This window comes from Pseudomonas sp. M20, from assembly GCF_045037865.1.
Classification (GTDB): Bacteria; Pseudomonadota; Gammaproteobacteria; order Pseudomonadales; family Pseudomonadaceae; genus Aquipseudomonas.
On record NZ_CP173611.1, the window covers coordinates 4,098,646 to 4,113,854 of the forward strand.

Genomic DNA, 15,209 nt, shown 5'->3' on the forward strand with positions numbered 1-15,209 from the left:
TCACGGTCAAGCTTTTGCGAGATCTTTTGCGCAAAAAAGCTTGGCCGTATTGAAATCTTCGCCGGCTCGCATGCAGGCCCACAAGCCGGTCAGGTATTTGCGCATGACGGCGACGATAGCCTGCATCTTTCTCTTCCCTCGCCCGATCAACGCTTCGTAAAAGGCTTTCACGTTGCTGTCGCAACGTATGGCAGTCAGCGCTGGCATGTACATCGCTGAACGTAGGTAGGTGTTTCCGCCCTTACTTATCCGCCCAGGTTTATCGATGCTGGTACCTGATTGCGTAAGCCGCACATCGAGTCCTGCATGTCGGCTGACCTGCGCGGACTTAAGTGTCACTGGCAAGGTCGTCAATTCAGCCAGTGCCGCAAATACTGAAATTTCGCCCATGCCCGGCGCTGCGATCATGTGCCCAAACTGGGCGCTTAGCGTCGGGCAGTTGTCGATCAGCGCCCGACCTGCGAGCCTGAAACGCTCGATTCGCTTGTCAAAAGCTTCAATGGCTTCTTCTTCGTCTTCAATCAGCATTTTCACGGTTGTTTGAGTAGCTTTCAGCGCATGCAGCTCGTTCTTGGCTCGGGTGCGATGACACGTCAAACGATTGATATGCCTTCCGATAGCCCGCAGTTCCAACTGTATGGTCGTGGGCGGCGTCCACAATTTTGGGCTCATGCGTTCGCCGTATTCGGCTAGCAACTGGGCATCGATCGCATCGGTTTTGCTGTTTTTCAGCATCAGCTTGGCAAAGTTATGAAAGCTCTTCGGGTTGATAACCGAAACGGGCAAACCCGCCGCGGTGAGCTCCATGGCCAAATCCAGGTAATAGATGCCGGTGGCCTCCATCACTACGGATAAAGGCTTGAGCTCGAGCAACCTGTTGACCGCTGCTTTGCGCCCGGCGGGTGTTTGGTCGATGTTGCAGGCCCCTGCAAAACGGCCGTCGTTGCGCCAGCCCATGGCGGTCGTGCGAGACCCCACATCCAAACCGACATGCATGCTCATGCTTTCAACTCCGAGTGAACTGGGTTAGAAATGCATCCTGGTTCCCCTGACCTCGAACTTCATGCCACTGCAACCTTGTAATGCGAAGTCCGACTTGTCGGCTTCTCGATACTCTTCGTGGTGGGCAATGAGGCGGGGGGACCTCTCTACAGACAAGGTCAGGAGCAAGTCCTGCCTTTAGGAGCGATCGGTCTCCCCCAGAAACACATCTTCGTATGTCCGCACCAGCGAGCTTAGATCTCAATTGACTGGTGTGAGGGCAACATACAAGGAGCTGCCGAAGGTTCGGGCCGCGATCGGACGATCTTTTGATCTTGAGCTGTTACAACCCACGCACGTCGCGGTCTTCGATCGGCCGGCTCTGACGCAGGCGCCGGCCACCGAGCACGACCCAATCGATCAAGCGGAACAGGCACTCAACCCCGAACGACAGCAGCAACGCGCCGCTCATGCCCCAGATCATCGCTTCCGGGGTCAGCAGGATCTGGTAGCTGTAGCCGTTCCAGGTTTCCTTGCGGATATCCGGATCAGCGGCCAGCACCACTTGAAGAAAGCGGATGTACCACGGGCCTTGCATCGCCTGGAACTGCTTGTCCAGCGCGATCTGACGGCTGAGCAACGTGCTCAGGCTGTCGGCATCGCTGCGAAACACTGGGTCTTCACTGGCGCGATAATGCGCGACCAGCGCCTGCATATCGCCTTTGAAAAACTGCTCGGCAGTGCCCTGAAAACCGCGCAGACCGGTCTGCGCCTCGATCAGATGCGCCTCGACGCGTTTCGCGTAGTCGTTGATGAATCCCGGCACCTGGACACCGATCAACAGGCCCGCCGCAAACAACACCAGCCGTACATAACTGAGCAACATGGGGTGCAATCCTTATTCGGTCTTGCCTTGACTGACGCATTCGCCGCGTCGCCACAGGCTCCATTGGCCCGGTTCGTAGCGGGTCCAGGTTTCGTTTTCGGTCAAAGGTTCGGTGGCGATCACCGTGACCACGTCGTTGGGCGTGGTTTCCGCCTGAAAATCGACGATCACGTCGACATCCTTCAGACGCGCCGGGCCGAACGGTGCGCGACGGGTGATCTGTGCGAGTTTGGTCGAGCAATAGCAGAACAGCCAGTCGCCATCGCTGAGCAGGCAATTGAACACGCCTTTGCTGCGGTATTCGGCGCACGCGGCGACCAGATCCGCCAGCAGTTCTTCTATATCGACCGGCTCCGGGAATGCTGCACGCACGCGGTTGAGCAAATCGCAGAATGCCGCTTCGCTGTCGGTATCGCCGACCGGGCGGTAGAAGCTTTTGATCGGGGTGAAATCGGCGAGCTGGCCGTTGTGCGCGAAGCACCAGTTGCGTCCCCACAGTTCGCGGACGAACGGGTGGGTGTTGGACAGGCAGACTTTGCCGACGTTGGCCTGGCGGATGTGGCCGATGACCACTTCACTCTTGATCGGATAACGCTGCACCAGATTGGCGACTTCCGACTCGCAACTCGCGGCCGGGTCCTGAAACAGGCGCAAGCCACGGCCTTCATAGAAGGCAATGCCCCAGCCATCGCGGTGCGGGCCGGTGCGGCCGCCGCGCTGCATCAAGCCGGTGAAGCTGAACACGATATCGGTCGGCACGTTGGCACTCATGCCCAGTAATTCACACATGTGCGGACTCTCGGGTTACAGGCGCGGCTCGACCCGCATGCGCTGCGGATTATTCGGCAGAGGTGGACGGCCATAACGGTCATCACCGGCGCCGCCAAACGGTTGATCGTCATCGCGATCATCGGCGCGGGCGGCGGCTTTGGCGGCTTCTGCCTGTTCACGACGCGCACGCGAAGCACGTTCGATCGGGAAGCGGATCGCCACGAAAATCAAGTAGATGCCGAAAGCGATCATGCTGTACATGAACAGATCGGAGATCGCCCGCCAGGCGTTGTTGCCGACCTTGAAGGCCAGGTCCAGCGCGGTGATGGCAATGGACGGCGCAACCTTGGCTTTCACCGGATCAATGATGGTCGGGCTGAACAGCAACACCGCCATCAGCACGCGCAGCGGCTCGCGCAACCAGCGCCACATCCAGGTAGTCAGGCGCATCCATACCAACAGGCAGCCCACAGCGGCAAAGGCGTAGAGGCCCCAGGCGATCAGATAGTCGTTCTCGGTCATGGTGTCCATGGCAAGGCAGGCAAGTCGGGTAGAGACAGACCATTACTGGTCTGCCTCCCCCTAAGAACCGTACGTGCGCCTTTCAACGCATACGGCTCAAGTCTTTAGTAAGCCCCGTTTGGAGCCGGCTTGTTTACTGTCAATCCACGGCTGTGTAGCTGCTGATGACAAACTGGGTGTAATAGTACTCGGTTATCCAAGGTGTCTCCACCGCCTTGGGAGCGGTGAATTATGTGGTGGTCATGCCAACCGCTATCCTTGGTGATCGGCTGTTTGCACAGTGGACATAGACCTTTTTGGGTTTGGAAAAGCCTCACAATCTGTTTACGGTATTTCAGCTTTTTGAGCATTCGTACCATTCGCAGTTTCTCTCCCATTTCCTCCATGGAAGGATCAAAGGGGTTGTAGCCCCCACTCACCTTTCTATGCCGCTCGATCGCGGTACTCGCAATTGAGTACAGAGGTGCTATTGCTTTCGATCCGTCAACCTTCATTGCCGTGGTGGCAAATACCCAATTTCTGCCTTCGTGAGCCTGAAAATAGTTTCTCCTGACCCACTCCAACGATTTGTTTGGGTGTCGCCTCTTCGCCCAGTACCAGAGAGCATGGAAAACAGAGTTATCCATTCGGCTAAACGCCTTCTTGGCCACAACCGGCTGGTGATAAACCGCCCAACCTCGCAGTATCGGGTTAAGCAATCGAATCAGATCCTCTTGCCGGGCCGTTTTATTAGCGCTGATGACTGTCTTCACTTTGCGATAGAACGCTTTCACGTTTTTCTTGCTCGGTTTGATCAGGAGTTTCCCGTCGTACTTGCGGAAATTCCATCCCAGAAAGTCGAAGCCTTCGTCTATGTGAACCACGCGGGTTTTCTCGAGTGACAACTGCAGCCCCCTTGCAGCGAGAAACTGCTCCACCCAAGGTCTGATTTCGCTTTCCAGCACCTCTTTCGAGTCTCCGGTAATCACAAAGTCATCCGCGTAACGCACCACGTTGATTTTCAGCTTCTTGGCCTGTGTCACGCCCAGATGTTGCTTGAGCTGTGATTCCAGGCCATCCAGCACCATATTTGCCAAGGTGGGCGAGATAATCCCGCTCTGCGGCGTCCCAGCATTCGTTGCCTGCAGTTGGCCTTTATGAATTACCCCGGCTTTCAACCACTTCCGAAGGATCTCGTTGTCTGTAGGGACATTGGCGATCAGCCAGTCATGATTGATGTGGTCAAAGCAGCCTTTGATGTCCGCCTCCAGTACCCATTGGGCCGAAACCTTTTTGGACAGGCAGACGAACAGCTGTCCCATTGCATCCGCCGTCGAACGTTCGATCCTGAAGCCATAGCTATTTGGATCACCGGTGGTTTCCGCGATGGGCGCCAGAGCTAACAAATACAAGGCTTGCATAGCTCTGTCTGTCATGGTCGGAATGCCCAGAGGGCGCTCCTTTCCATTCGACTTCGGAATAAAAACTCGCCGTAATGGCCGAGGTTTGTATCCGTGGCGCTTCAACCCATTTGCCGCTTTCCATTTGGCATCGGGTGTATCCCAGAGCACGCGGTCGACTCCCGCCGTGCGCTTGCCCTGGTTTTCAGTGACTCGCCGAACGGCCAAGTATCTGGCCGATCGAGAGCGGGTCAGCATCCGTTGCAAGGATTTAACCTTGCGCCAGTCGCCTTCCCGACAAGCCTTCGCGATCCGCACCTGCATTGCCCGAACGTTCCGTTGGACACGACGCCAATCGATGTCATGCCATTGCTGCGGAGCGCTGGAGGGCGCAGACACGGCCTTAGGGCTATGTACTAGCATGCTGCCTTCCTCTCAAATTGCCTGAGCTGAAGACGTACGCATCCCCTGACGGGAATGGACGTCCCGTCAGGGCTGGATTAATGGGAAACCTAAACACAGGTTTCTGAAATTATTGAGACAGGCTCAGTCAGAGTTCATGCGACAAAAGACCACGCAGAAGTCTGCCCGGTTTCCCGTGGGGTGATGTTCCAACCCCTATTCGATTCATTACAAATCGACTTTCGCTTTCTCTGCGATCCCATACCCGCACGGCCAACAGATCCCCTTGCGGTTCACCTGCCCGAAGGCAGCCATACGGACTTACCACGTTCCCTGCCTGTCACACGATTGGGTTAGGGCCTGCCTTTCCGCCGGTGATCCTGATGACGACGTACCCCCAGCCTCTACGGAGGTATCCGATCACTTTGCCTGTTGGCTCAAGCCTGACAGCAGTTTTGGCTTGTTTATAATTACGACGTTTATCAGCAGTTCACATATGTTGCCCATTCCGATCAGCCTAGCGTCTCAACCCGGTTCTGCTCCGAGCATCCCCGCATCCCCTCGCGGAAAATGCAGGCCCTTACGGGGACTACGTTGTCAGAAAAGCTTCACACCTCATCGTTGCCAATGACGCATGTTTTCCTAGGCTATCGTTGGTCGCACAACGAGTCCGCTGCTAACTTGCAAGCAAATTAGATGGACAATGACAGACAGAGCTTTCGCTCGCGTCTTCAGATGGATAGGAGCGGGGACTGCTTAAGCAGCATGCTCTAAGGTTTGTTTCCTCCTGTTTCAGAAGCAGGAGAAAACCCCTGCGGGGATTCTTTCCCGCGTGGGTTAGGTTCTGAGAAGAACCGATGATTTGAGATGCATTCCAGAAAGAAAAACGCTTTCTGAGGGCGAGTTTTGAATGCTGTATCGACCCTTTTGCATACCCCGCCGCAGCGGCAAGCCCTTGAAGGTACTGGACTTCTGGGACAGATTTGTTTCCTAGGAGGCGATACCTAGGCTTCGACTCCACTCAAGGAGCCCCTCAAGATGATCTGACACCTCGAGGTCTTGAAGACACGCTACGCGTGTCGCACAGAGGCGCTTATAGTAACGACTTTTCGCCCGTGCGGCTTGTCCCAATAGACACACGACCTGTGGGAGCGAGCCTGCTCGCGAATACGGACTGTCAGTTGAAACTTTGTTGTCTGACCCACCGCATTCGCGAGCAGGCTCGCTCCCACAGGGGACTGCGGCGGTTTCACGATCCGCGAAAACCTTTATTCCGAACATTGTCCGAGAGCCTTCCATGCCCCAATCCGCCAACGTCATCAGTGCCCCGATCGCCCACAAGGCTGCCGGTGCCGACCCGTATGCCTGGCTGCAGGAGCGCGACACCGACGCGGTGCTCGATTACCTCAAGGCCGAAAACGCCTATCAGGAAGCGCAAACCGCCGATCAAGCTGAACTGCGCGAAGCCCTGTTCGAGGAGATCAAGGGCCGGATTCTGGAAACCGACCTGTCCCTGCCCTCGCCGTGGGGCCCGTATCTGTATTACACCCGCACCACGGCGGGCGACGAATACGCCCGGCATTACCGCTGCCCGCGTCCGGCAGACGATAGCCTGAGCCTCGACGAAAGCCGCGAACAACTGCTGCTCGACCCGAATGTGCTGGCCAATGGCGGTTTTTTCTCACTGGGTGCGTTCAGCATCAGCCCGGATCACCAGCGTCTGGCCTACAGCGTCGACGCCTCGGGCGATGAAATCTACACGTTGTTCGTCAAGGAACTGGCCAACGACAAAGTCAGCGAACTGGAATTCGCAGACTGCGACGGCAGCATGACCTGGGCCAACGACAGCCTGACCCTGTTTTTCGGCGTACTCGACGACACCCATCGTCCACACAAACTGTTCCGTTATCGCCTCGACGGCACCGCTGCCGAAGAAGTTTTCCACGAGCCGGACGGGCGTTTCTTCCTGCACTGCTACCGTTCCAGTTCCGAGCAGCAATTGCTGCTGTCGCTGGGTAGCAAGACCACCAGCGAAGTCTGGGCGCTCGACGCCAATCAGCCGCACCAGCCCTTCACTTGCCTGGCGCCACGGGTCGAAGATCATGAATACGATGTCGATCACGGTCTGCTCGATGGCGTGTGGACATGGTTTATCCGCACCAACCGCGACGGCATCAACTACGCCCTGTACCAGGCGCCGGACAGCGGCACCGCGCCGACCGAAGCCGACTGGCAAAACCTGATCCCCCACAGCGACACAGTGATGCTCGATGGCGTCAGCCTCAACACCGACGCCATGACCCTGAGCCTGCGCGAGGGTGGCCTGCCGATCATCGAAGTTCACCCACACGGTCTGACGCCTTATCGCGTGCAATTGCCGGACGCGGCCTACAGCCTCTATGTGCAAAACAGCCTGGAGTTCGAGAGCGACCGCATTCGTCTGCGCTACGAGGCGCTAAACCGCCCGGCACAGGTTCGCCAACTGCTCCTCGCCAGTGGCGAACAAACCGTTTTGAAAGAAACCCCGGTACTCGGCCCGTTCGACGCCGACGCGTACGTCAGCCAGCGTTTGTGGGCGACCGCGCCGGACGGTACGCAAGTGCCGATCAGCCTGGTGATGAAGCGCGAAATGGTCGGCCAAGCGGTGCCGCTGTATCTCTACGGTTACGGCGCTTACGGTTCGAGCCTTGATCCGTGGTTCTCCCACGCCCGTCTGAGCCTCTTGGATCGCGGCATGGCATTCGCCATCGCCCATGTGCGCGGCGGCGGTGAACTGGGCGAAGCCTGGTATCGCGCCGGCAAGCAGGAACACAAACACAACACCTTCACCGACTTCATTGCCTGCGCCGAGTTCTTGATCCTTAACGGCATCACCACAGCTGAAAAACTGGCGATCAGTGGCGGCAGCGCGGGTGGTTTGCTCATCGGTGCCGTGCTCAACCAGCGTCCCGATCTGTTCGGTGTGGCGATTGCTGAGGTGCCGTTCGTCGACGTGCTCAATACCATGCTCGATCCGGATCTGCCGCTGACCGTTACCGAGTACGACGAGTGGGGCAATCCAGAAGAGCCGCAGGTTTACGAGCGAATCAAGGCGTATGCGCCGTACGAAAACGTCAGCGCGCAGGACTATCCGGCGACGCTGGTAATCGCCGGCTATAACGACAGCCGCGTGCAGTACTGGGAAGCGGCGAAGTGGGTGGCGAAATTGCGCGCGACCAAGACCGACAACAATGTGCTGCTGCTCAAGACCGAATTGGGCGCCGGGCATGGCGGGATGAGCGGGCGTTATCAGGGATTACGTGACGTAGCGCTCGAATATGCATTTGTTTTCAAGGTTTTGGGCCTGGCCTGAGGAACTCCGTCGGTCACTTGGGTCTTAATTGCAGACCCAAGAGGCCGATACCACACAGATCCCCTGTAGGAGTGAGCCTGCTCGCGATAGCGGTATGTCAGTTAAAGATGATTTGAATGACCGACCGCTATCGCGAGCAGGCTCACTCCTACAAGGGATCGTCTGAAGCCTGAAACAGTGAAAACAAAAAGACCGTGACGACATGTCAGAACCGACCTTACTGAACAACGAAATCCGCGACTGGCTGATGGACTGCGGCCTGTTCGATCAATTGCAACTGGCCGACTTTGCGGCCGCTTCCGGCTACTTCAGCATCAGCACTGTGGCTGAGGGCGAGGCGATTTTCCGCGAGGGCGATGCCGGCAGTTTCATGTGCATCCTCCACACCGGCCAGGTCGCCGTGCAGAAAACCGGGCCCGATGGTCAGGTGATCACTATGGCCACCCTGCGCAGCGGTCGGGCGTTCGGTGAAATGGCCGTTCTGGACGGTGAACGCCGCTCGGCCACCTGCGTCGCCGCGACTAATTGCCAGCTACTGAACCTCGGTAAGGATTCGCTGGAAAAAATGCTCAACGACGCGCCGAAGATCGCCGCGAAGATCATCCGCGCCCTCGCCGTATCCCTGTCGAAACGCCTGCGCATGGCCGACGGTCAACTGGCGGCGCAACAGGTTTAACCGCCGGGGGTTTTCGCTTTGGTGCCGCTCGGTTCAATGCCCGGCACAGGTTGATCCTTGCTCGGCGGGCTGGGCATTTCAATCGGCACCAGCGGCGGGCTGCCACTGCCGGCACCCGACTTGGGAATGTTGATCGGCGTGATCTGCGGATACGGCGTCGGCGTCGCGGTGCCGGGCGCGCCGGGTTGCGGCGCCGGGCTGACCGGTATTGTCTGTTGCGCCTGCACTGCAGTAATCGAGAGCGCGGCCAGGGCAATGACCGTTAGAATGGTGCGCTTCATCAAGGGCTCCGTTTGGCCTCTAGTCTGCGCTCAGGCTACTCCCAACGGGCCTGCTTGCCTTCCCCCTTGTAGAGATTTCCATGAAACGTTTCGTTCTGCTCGACACCACCCCGATCCCTGAAAGCGGCGGTGCCCTGTGCCTGTTCGAATATGGCGAGGATTTTGTCATCAAGATCCAGGGCGGCGACGGCGGGCAATTGATGAACACGCGCATGCACGGCTCCGAAGATGCTCTGGCCGAAATTCCTTGCCGTAAAGTGGCCGGGCGGCCGGACTCACGGGTGCTGATCGGCGGTCTGGGCATGGGCTTTACCCTCGCCTCGGCGCTCAAGCATCTGGGCAAAACCGCTGAAGTGGTGGTCGCGGAACTGGTGCCCGGCGTGGTCGAGTGGAACCGTGGCCCGCTCGGCGAGAAGTCCGGCCGGCCGCTGCTCGATCCGCGCACGGTGATCCGTCAGGAAGACGTGGCCAAGGTGCTGCAAAGCGAACCGAACGGCTTCGACGCGATCATGCTCGACGTCGACAACGGCCCCGAAGGCCTGACCCAGAAGGCCAATAGCTGGCTGTACTCCGCCGCTGGTCTGAATGCCTGCGCCAAGGCCCTGCGCCCGAAAGGCGTGCTGGCGGTGTGGTCGGCCAGCGCCGATCGGCTGTTTTCCGACAAATTGAAGAAGGCCGGTTTCAAGGCCGAAGAAGTTCAGGTCTTCGCCCATGGCAACAAGGGCACGCGCCACACGATCTGGATTGCCGAGAAGCTCAAAGGCTGAGCTAAACTCTGCGCATAACCGTCATTAGTCTTTTACAAAGGTGAACCCATGAGTTCGTCCACCCCAACCAATACGTCGAAGCTGGATCGTATCCTCGCCGACAACCAGCGCGACAAGGAAATGGGCTACCGTGACAAGGCCCTGAAGATGTACCCGCACGTCTGTGGCCGCTGCACCCGTGAGTTTTCCGGCAAGCGCCTGAGCGAACTGACCGTGCACCACCGCGACCACAACCACGACAATAACCCGCAGGACGGCTCTAACTGGGAATTGTTGTGCCTGTATTGCCACGACAACGAACACTCGCGCTATACCGACCAGCAGTATTTCAGCGAAGGCTCGCTGAGCACGCCGAAGATTGCCAAGGCGACGCATAACCCGTTTGCCGCGTTGGCCGGGTTGATGAAGAAAGAAGATTAAAAAGCAAAAGATCGCAGCCTTCGGCAGCTCCTACAGGGTGTACACCATCCAAATGTAGGAGCTGCCGAAGGCTGCGATCTTTTGATCTTATCCCCGTATAATCGCGCTCTTTTTCCCGAAGGCACCCCGCTCGTGGCAGACAAACGGTACAGCTGCATTGGTTTGTATAACCCCAAATCACCGGAGAACGTCGGTTCGGTGATGCGCGCCGCAGGCTGTTATGGCGTGGCGTCGGTGTTCTACACCGGCAAGCGTTATGAACGCGCCGCCGACTTCGTCACCGACACCAAACGCGTGCACTACGACATCCCGCTGATCGGCATCGACGATCTGAAAAAGATCCTCCCGCTCAACTGCGTGCCGGTCGCCGTGGAACTGGTCGAGGGCGCCCGCCCGCTGCCGGAATACACCCACCCGGATCGCGCCCTGTACATCTTCGGCCCCGAAGACGGCTCGCTGGATAAAGAGATCCGCGACTGGTGCGAAGACGTAGTGTACATCCCGACCACCGGCTGCATGAACCTCGCCGCCACGGTCAATGTCGTGCTCTACGACCGCATGGCCAAGGGCTTGAACACCCGCTCCGGGCCAAAATTCCGCTGAAGCGTCGCACATCCGATGGAACGAGCTGACTGCTCTGGCAGTCAGCTTGTTTATCGATTATTCATTGCCTGGAGAAAGATCATGACCGAGCTCAAACGTGTCGAACGTATCGAATCCACCCCGTTCCAGAGCCATCCCGAGCAGAACGTCGAAGGCTGGGAGCGCATCGGCTCATTGGCCGGTGGCGTGATCATGGTCGGCAAGGGCCTGCGCCGTGGCGGTGTGTTCGGCTTGATTCAGGTGGCGATTGGCGGCGTGGCGATGGCGCGCGGGATTACCGGGCACAGTTCGGTGAAAAGCCTGATCGAGAAGAGTCGTCAGGACATGAATAACGTGCGGGCGAAGATCGAGCGGGCCGGCGAAGAGCTGAGCAAGCTCAAGGCCAATGCCGAAGCGGCGACCAGCACTGCCACCGTGACCGGCAATGATTCGGTGAAGTCGCCGAAAACCGGGGTTTGATCCGAGATTTGCGGTGGGGTTGAGGGCCCCATCGCGAGCAGGCTCACTCCTACATTTGGAATGCGTTCCCTTGTAGGAGTGAGCCTGCTCGCGATAGCGGTGTCACTGAAGCAATACGGTATCAAGGACTTTGGATGACTCGCCAAGAACGCTCTCGGCCAGTTGCACAAACTCCTTGGTACTCACTGTCCCCAGATGCATCGCCCCACGCAACACATCATCCAGCGAACGCTTGTTGCGCGTCTTCAAGCGAATCTCGCGATCCAGTTCCTGCAACAAAATCACTGCTTTTGACACCTGCGCCAGGCTGATCTGCGCGCCGCGCAAGGTCGTGACTTTCTGGCTGTCCCTGGCCAGTTTCGCCTGCAAACTCTGATAACGCTCATCGCTCATGCCACCGGCACGGCGCACCAGTTCGATCGCGTAATACTCGGCAAAACCTTCGCTGATCCAGTCACTGCGCTGCTCGTCGTTGATCCGCCCGAACACCTGTGCCAGCTCCCGCACCAGCGCGCTGCTACCGCTCTCGCTGACCAGCGGCAATCGCGTATTCACGTAAATGGATTCATGCGCACCGAGGCTGCCGCGCCACATCGGGTCGTTGGCACCGACAATCAACAGTTTGGCCGGATGGCGTGGATAAACCGCCTGCACCTGCGGCCAGACGAATGTCAGCAACGTCAGCACGTCCATGCGACGCATGCCCTGCCCTTGCGGCGAGGCCACGGTGACTTCGGTTTCGCCCAGGCGTGTGCGGCGACTGCCGAGGTGACCGGCCAGCATCCAGCCGGTCGGGCGGTCGAACAGGCGTGACGGGTTATCGATGCGGAATTTGTTTTTGCCGATGCGTGGCCACGCGGTTTCAACGCTTTTCCAACCATCAGGCAATTCGAATTGCAGACGCGCGACCAGTTCGGTGCCGTCCTGCTGATCGAGTTTGGCCGGCGGTACCAGTTCGTCGCCACGCATCAACGCCCAAGTCGGGGTCATGCGCGTGTCGAAACTGCCGTTCTTGCGGCCGTGGCTGATGCGCACGCGGTAGGTCAGGCTGGACTTTTCGCTGGCGGGGCGCCACACCCCGCGCGCCTGTTTGCCCGGGCTCAGCAGCCACTGGCCGTCAGCCTTGAAGTCGCTGTAATGGCTGCCGTCGCCAAGATCGAAATCGAGACTGCGCACCGCTTCACCCTTGGCCAGGGTCAGGCGTACTTCGGCCTGATCGCTCTGTGGCAACAGGCGCACGTGATAATCCAGATCGACTTTCTTCGCCGCCCAGACCGGCGCGCTCAACGCCAGCAGCGCAACCATCAACGCTTGCGGCAATCCGACAGCCATACGCACTCCTTGGTAAAGCTTGGAACAGCAGGTGTTTAACCTGCGCGGAAAATCAGGTGATCTTCCCAGTCATCTTCCGGCACGCTGCCTTCGGCAAGCATGCGCCCTGACTGGGAAATACGCTCATGGTGCACCGCGTCGCGATCGCCACACACCAGGTGGTGCCACAACGGCAGATCCTTGCCTTCGCTGACCAGTCGATAGCCGCAGGTCGGCGGCAGCCATTTGAATTCTTCAGCCTGACCCGGGGTGAGCTGGATGCAGTCCGGGACAAACTTGATGCGATTCGGGTAGTCGCTGCACTGGCAGGTTTTCAGGTCCAGCAGTTTGCAGGCGATGCGCGTGTAATAAACGCTGTTGTCTTCTTCATCCTCGAGTTTCTGCAGGCAGCACAGACCACAGCCGTCGCACAGCGATTCCCATTCCTGGTGATCCAGTTGATCGAGGGGTTTGCGTATCCAGAACGGTTCGACTTTGGCGGCCATGGCTCAAGCATCAACATCAGGTGGTGAAAAGGCCGCCAGTCTAGTGCTCAAGGCCTTGCGGGCCAAGCGTTGGCGACTGTCGGTAAATCGCGCTTGTCAGCCTAACCGCCTCCACGTAGGGTTTTGCCTCGAATTCATGACTCAAACGTAGCAAGGAATCTCTCGATGAGTGCCAACCCTCGCGTTGCCGATTACGCCATTCACCCGCAATTCACCGACCGCTGGTCGCCGCGTGCCTTCACCGGCGAAGCGATCCCGGAAGAAACCCTGCTGAGCTTCTTCGAAGCCGCGCGCTGGGCGCCTTCGGCGTATAACTCGCAGCCGTGGCGTTTCCTCTATGCGCGTCGCGATACGCCGAACTGGGAGCGTTATCTGGGTCTGCTCAATGAATTCAACCGTAGCTGGGCGCAGCATGCGTCGGCGCTGGTGATCGTGATTTCGAAAACCACTTTCACTGCACCGGGTGCCACCGAGGAAACTCCAGCGTTGTGGCACACGTTTGACACGGGTTCAGCGTGGGGCCATCTGGCGCTGCAAGCGAGCATCAGTGGCTGGCACACCCACGGCATGGCGGGTTTCGATCAGGAGCTGACGCGCAAGGAGCTGAATATTCCGGAAGGTTACGCGCTGCACGCGGCTGTGGCGGTCGGCAAACTAGGGGACAAGGCAACGCTGGCTGAATACCTGCAGGCTCGCGAAGAGCCGAGCCCGCGCCGACCGCTGAATGAACTGGCGGCGGAAGGCGACTTCACCCTCTAAGCCACACCGTAAAACAACTGTAGGAGTGAGCCTGCTCGCGATAGCGGTGTGTCGGTCGACATTAATGCTGTCTGACACACCGCTATCGCGAGCAGGCTCACTCCTACATTGATTGCGGTGTATCAATACCCGCGATTGAAATCCACTTCCCCGCGCAACGCTTCGCTCGCCTGATACGCCTTCAGGTTCTCGACAAACAACTGCACCATCAACGCCGGTGACGTCGGTGCCGAGCTGTGCCCGGTGAGCAGCAAACCCCACGCGGTCCAGAACGGATGGCGCTGTGGCAGTGGCTCCTGACGGCAAACGTCGATCACCGCCCCCGCCAGATGACCTTCCTTCAACGCGTCCACCAGATCGGCATCAACCACCGCGACACCGCGTCCGGCGTTGATAAACAACCCGGTCGGCTTGAATTGCTTGAACAGCGCCGCGTCGTAGATATCGTGGGTGTGCTCGGTGTTCGGCAGCAGGTTGACCACGTAATCCACCTCGCCCACCAGACGTGGCAGGTCGGCCATCGAACCGACCTCGACAAACGGCGCCTGCTCGCGAGCCGTACTGGCGATGCCGTACAACTCAATGCCGAATGGCAGCAGGAACTGCGCCACGCTCTGACCGATGTCGCCGGTGCCGACGATCAGCACCTTGCGTCCAACCAGGCTCTGGCCGCTGCGGTTGTCCCACTTGCGTTCGACCTGGCTGACCAGTCGCGCGAGCACTTCGCGCTCATGGCCGAGGATGTAGGTCAGCACGTATTCGGCCATCACCTGACCGAAAATCCCCACCGCGCGGGTCAAACGGTAATCACGGCGCAAACCGTCCGCGAGCAACGGTGTAATACCGGCCCAGGTCGACTGCAGCCATTGTGGCTGGTGGCCCTGGCGCAACAGGGTCGCGAGCAGGTCTGGCTGCCCCAGCCACACCGGGCAATCGGCGGCCTGACGGGCCAACTCGGCGGAGTCGCCGCTGGTCAGTACTTCAACCTCGGGCGCTGCCTGACGCAGCAGCCGGGCGTATATCGCGTGGTCGTGTTCAGCAATCAGAACGCGCATCTTCAAACCTTTCGCAAACCGTGCAGACGGCCGCCGGATTCGGACGGCCATCGCGGTAAAAACAGTTCCAGGGTAAACC

Annotated in this window: 16 protein-coding genes; 7 read left to right on the forward strand and 9 right to left on the reverse strand. The window is 58.7% G+C overall.

The genetic code is table 11. The features are described 5' to 3' along the window. Positions 1-6: 6 nt before the first annotated feature. The 5 genes from ACI514_RS18150 to ltrA form a co-directional block, all read right to left on the reverse strand. Entirely contained in the window at positions 7-1,002 is a 996-nt protein-coding gene (locus tag ACI514_RS18150; RefSeq protein WP_160057007.1) for an IS110 family transposase, read from the reverse strand. Positions 1,003-1,324: 322 nt separating this feature from the next. Then, positions 1,325-1,867: a DUF2937 family protein gene (locus ACI514_RS18155; protein WP_405122145.1), complete on the reverse strand. Its 543-nt coding sequence runs from the start codon at positions 1,865-1,867 to the stop codon at positions 1,325-1,327. A gap of 12 nt (positions 1,868-1,879) precedes the next feature. Then, a complete protein-coding gene (locus ACI514_RS18160) occupies positions 1,880-2,656 on the reverse strand; it encodes a class II glutamine amidotransferase (RefSeq protein ID WP_405122146.1) in 777 nt (258 codons plus the stop codon). A 15-nt stretch (positions 2,657-2,671) separates the two neighbouring features. Further along, positions 2,672-3,169, reverse strand: a complete 498-nt coding sequence (locus tag ACI514_RS18165; RefSeq protein ID WP_141127938.1) for an MFS transporter — start codon at positions 3,167-3,169, stop codon at positions 2,672-2,674. 95 nt (positions 3,170-3,264) lie between these two features. Then, the gene (gene ltrA / locus ACI514_RS18170; RefSeq protein WP_405122147.1) at positions 3,265-4,962 is read right to left on the reverse strand and encodes a group II intron reverse transcriptase/maturase; all 1,698 of its coding nucleotides are present in this window, start codon (positions 4,960-4,962) and stop codon (positions 3,265-3,267) included. A gap of 1,276 nt (positions 4,963-6,238) precedes the next feature. Here ltrA and ACI514_RS18175 point away from each other — a divergent pair. Further along, positions 6,239-8,293 (forward strand): S9 family peptidase, encoded by a 2,055-nt coding sequence (locus ACI514_RS18175; protein ID WP_405122148.1) that lies wholly within the window; start codon positions 6,239-6,241, stop codon positions 8,291-8,293. Between the two features lie 202 nt (positions 8,294-8,495). Further along, positions 8,496-8,969: a cyclic nucleotide-binding domain-containing protein gene (locus ACI514_RS18180; RefSeq protein ID WP_077571551.1), complete on the forward strand. Its 474-nt coding sequence runs from the start codon at positions 8,496-8,498 to the stop codon at positions 8,967-8,969. Here ACI514_RS18180 and ACI514_RS18185 read toward each other — a convergent pair. Further along, positions 8,966-9,250 carry a hypothetical protein gene (locus ACI514_RS18185; RefSeq protein ID WP_160056586.1) on the reverse strand — a complete coding sequence of 95 codons (285 nt, stop codon included), beginning with the start codon at positions 9,248-9,250 and terminating at the stop codon, positions 8,966-8,968. The genes ACI514_RS18180 and ACI514_RS18185 overlap by 4 nt on opposite strands. Before the next feature lie 80 nt (positions 9,251-9,330). Between ACI514_RS18185 and ACI514_RS18190 the strand changes: the two genes are divergently transcribed. From ACI514_RS18190 to ACI514_RS18205, 4 genes are all read left to right on the forward strand, one after another. Further along, positions 9,331-10,017 carry a spermidine synthase gene (locus ACI514_RS18190; RefSeq protein WP_007911335.1) on the forward strand — a complete coding sequence of 229 codons (687 nt, stop codon included), beginning with the start codon at positions 9,331-9,333 and terminating at the stop codon, positions 10,015-10,017. A 48-nt stretch (positions 10,018-10,065) separates the two neighbouring features. Then, positions 10,066-10,437 carry a YajD family HNH nuclease gene (locus tag ACI514_RS18195; protein ID WP_007911336.1) on the forward strand — a complete coding sequence of 124 codons (372 nt, stop codon included), beginning with the start codon at positions 10,066-10,068 and terminating at the stop codon, positions 10,435-10,437. A gap of 132 nt (positions 10,438-10,569) precedes the next feature. Next, positions 10,570-11,040: an RNA methyltransferase gene (locus tag ACI514_RS18200; protein ID WP_007911337.1), complete on the forward strand. Its 471-nt coding sequence runs from the start codon at positions 10,570-10,572 to the stop codon at positions 11,038-11,040. An 81-nt stretch (positions 11,041-11,121) separates the two neighbouring features. Then, positions 11,122-11,499, forward strand: a complete 378-nt coding sequence (locus ACI514_RS18205; RefSeq protein WP_160056584.1) for a DUF2892 domain-containing protein — start codon at positions 11,122-11,124, stop codon at positions 11,497-11,499. Between the two features lie 102 nt (positions 11,500-11,601). Here ACI514_RS18205 and ACI514_RS18210 read toward each other — a convergent pair whose 3' ends face one another. Next, positions 11,602-12,831, reverse strand: coding sequence for a hypothetical protein (locus tag ACI514_RS18210; RefSeq protein WP_405122149.1), 1,230 nt, complete (start codon positions 12,829-12,831; stop codon positions 11,602-11,604). A gap of 35 nt (positions 12,832-12,866) precedes the next feature. Then, the gene (locus ACI514_RS18215) at positions 12,867-13,316 is read right to left on the reverse strand and encodes a YcgN family cysteine cluster protein (RefSeq protein ID WP_160056580.1); all 450 of its coding nucleotides are present in this window, start codon (positions 13,314-13,316) and stop codon (positions 12,867-12,869) included. A 165-nt stretch (positions 13,317-13,481) separates the two neighbouring features. Between ACI514_RS18215 and ACI514_RS18220 the strand changes: the two genes are divergently transcribed. After that, positions 13,482-14,075, forward strand: coding sequence for a nitroreductase family protein (locus ACI514_RS18220; RefSeq protein ID WP_116028869.1), 594 nt, complete (start codon positions 13,482-13,484; stop codon positions 14,073-14,075). 122 nt (positions 14,076-14,197) lie between these two features. Here the strand turns inward: ACI514_RS18220 and ACI514_RS18225 are convergent, their stop codons facing one another. Continuing rightward, positions 14,198-15,130 carry a D-2-hydroxyacid dehydrogenase gene (locus tag ACI514_RS18225; protein WP_405122150.1) on the reverse strand — a complete coding sequence of 311 codons (933 nt, stop codon included), beginning with the start codon at positions 15,128-15,130 and terminating at the stop codon, positions 14,198-14,200. Between the last annotated feature and the right edge of the window lie 79 nt (positions 15,131-15,209).

Coding starts and splice junctions, on each gene's coding strand:
- ACI514_RS18150 (WP_160057007.1), bottom strand. CDS start 1,002: ATGAGCATGCATGTCGGTTTGGATGTGGGGTCTCGCACGACCGCCATG.
- ACI514_RS18155 (WP_405122145.1), bottom strand. CDS start 1,867: ATGTTGCTCAGTTATGTACGGCTGGTGTTGTTTGCGGCGGGCCTGTTG.
- ACI514_RS18160 (WP_405122146.1), bottom strand. CDS start 2,656: ATGTGTGAATTACTGGGCATGAGTGCCAACGTGCCGACCGATATCGTG.
- ACI514_RS18165 (WP_141127938.1), bottom strand. CDS start 3,169: ATGGACACCATGACCGAGAACGACTATCTGATCGCCTGGGGCCTCTAC.
- ltrA (WP_405122147.1), bottom strand. CDS start 4,962: ATGCTAGTACATAGCCCTAAGGCCGTGTCTGCGCCCTCCAGCGCTCCG.
- ACI514_RS18175 (WP_405122148.1), top strand. CDS start 6,239: ATGCCCCAATCCGCCAACGTCATCAGTGCCCCGATCGCCCACAAGGCT.
- ACI514_RS18180 (WP_077571551.1), top strand. CDS start 8,496: ATGTCAGAACCGACCTTACTGAACAACGAAATCCGCGACTGGCTGATG.
- ACI514_RS18185 (WP_160056586.1), bottom strand. CDS start 9,250: ATGAAGCGCACCATTCTAACGGTCATTGCCCTGGCCGCGCTCTCGATT.
- ACI514_RS18190 (WP_007911335.1), top strand. CDS start 9,331: ATGAAACGTTTCGTTCTGCTCGACACCACCCCGATCCCTGAAAGCGGC.
- ACI514_RS18195 (WP_007911336.1), top strand. CDS start 10,066: ATGAGTTCGTCCACCCCAACCAATACGTCGAAGCTGGATCGTATCCTC.
- ACI514_RS18205 (WP_160056584.1), top strand. CDS start 11,122: ATGACCGAGCTCAAACGTGTCGAACGTATCGAATCCACCCCGTTCCAG.
- ACI514_RS18210 (WP_405122149.1), bottom strand. CDS start 12,831: ATGGCTGTCGGATTGCCGCAAGCGTTGATGGTTGCGCTGCTGGCGTTG.
- ACI514_RS18215 (WP_160056580.1), bottom strand. CDS start 13,316: ATGGCCGCCAAAGTCGAACCGTTCTGGATACGCAAACCCCTCGATCAA.
- ACI514_RS18220 (WP_116028869.1), top strand. CDS start 13,482: ATGAGTGCCAACCCTCGCGTTGCCGATTACGCCATTCACCCGCAATTC.
- ACI514_RS18225 (WP_405122150.1), bottom strand. CDS start 15,130: ATGCGCGTTCTGATTGCTGAACACGACCACGCGATATACGCCCGGCTG.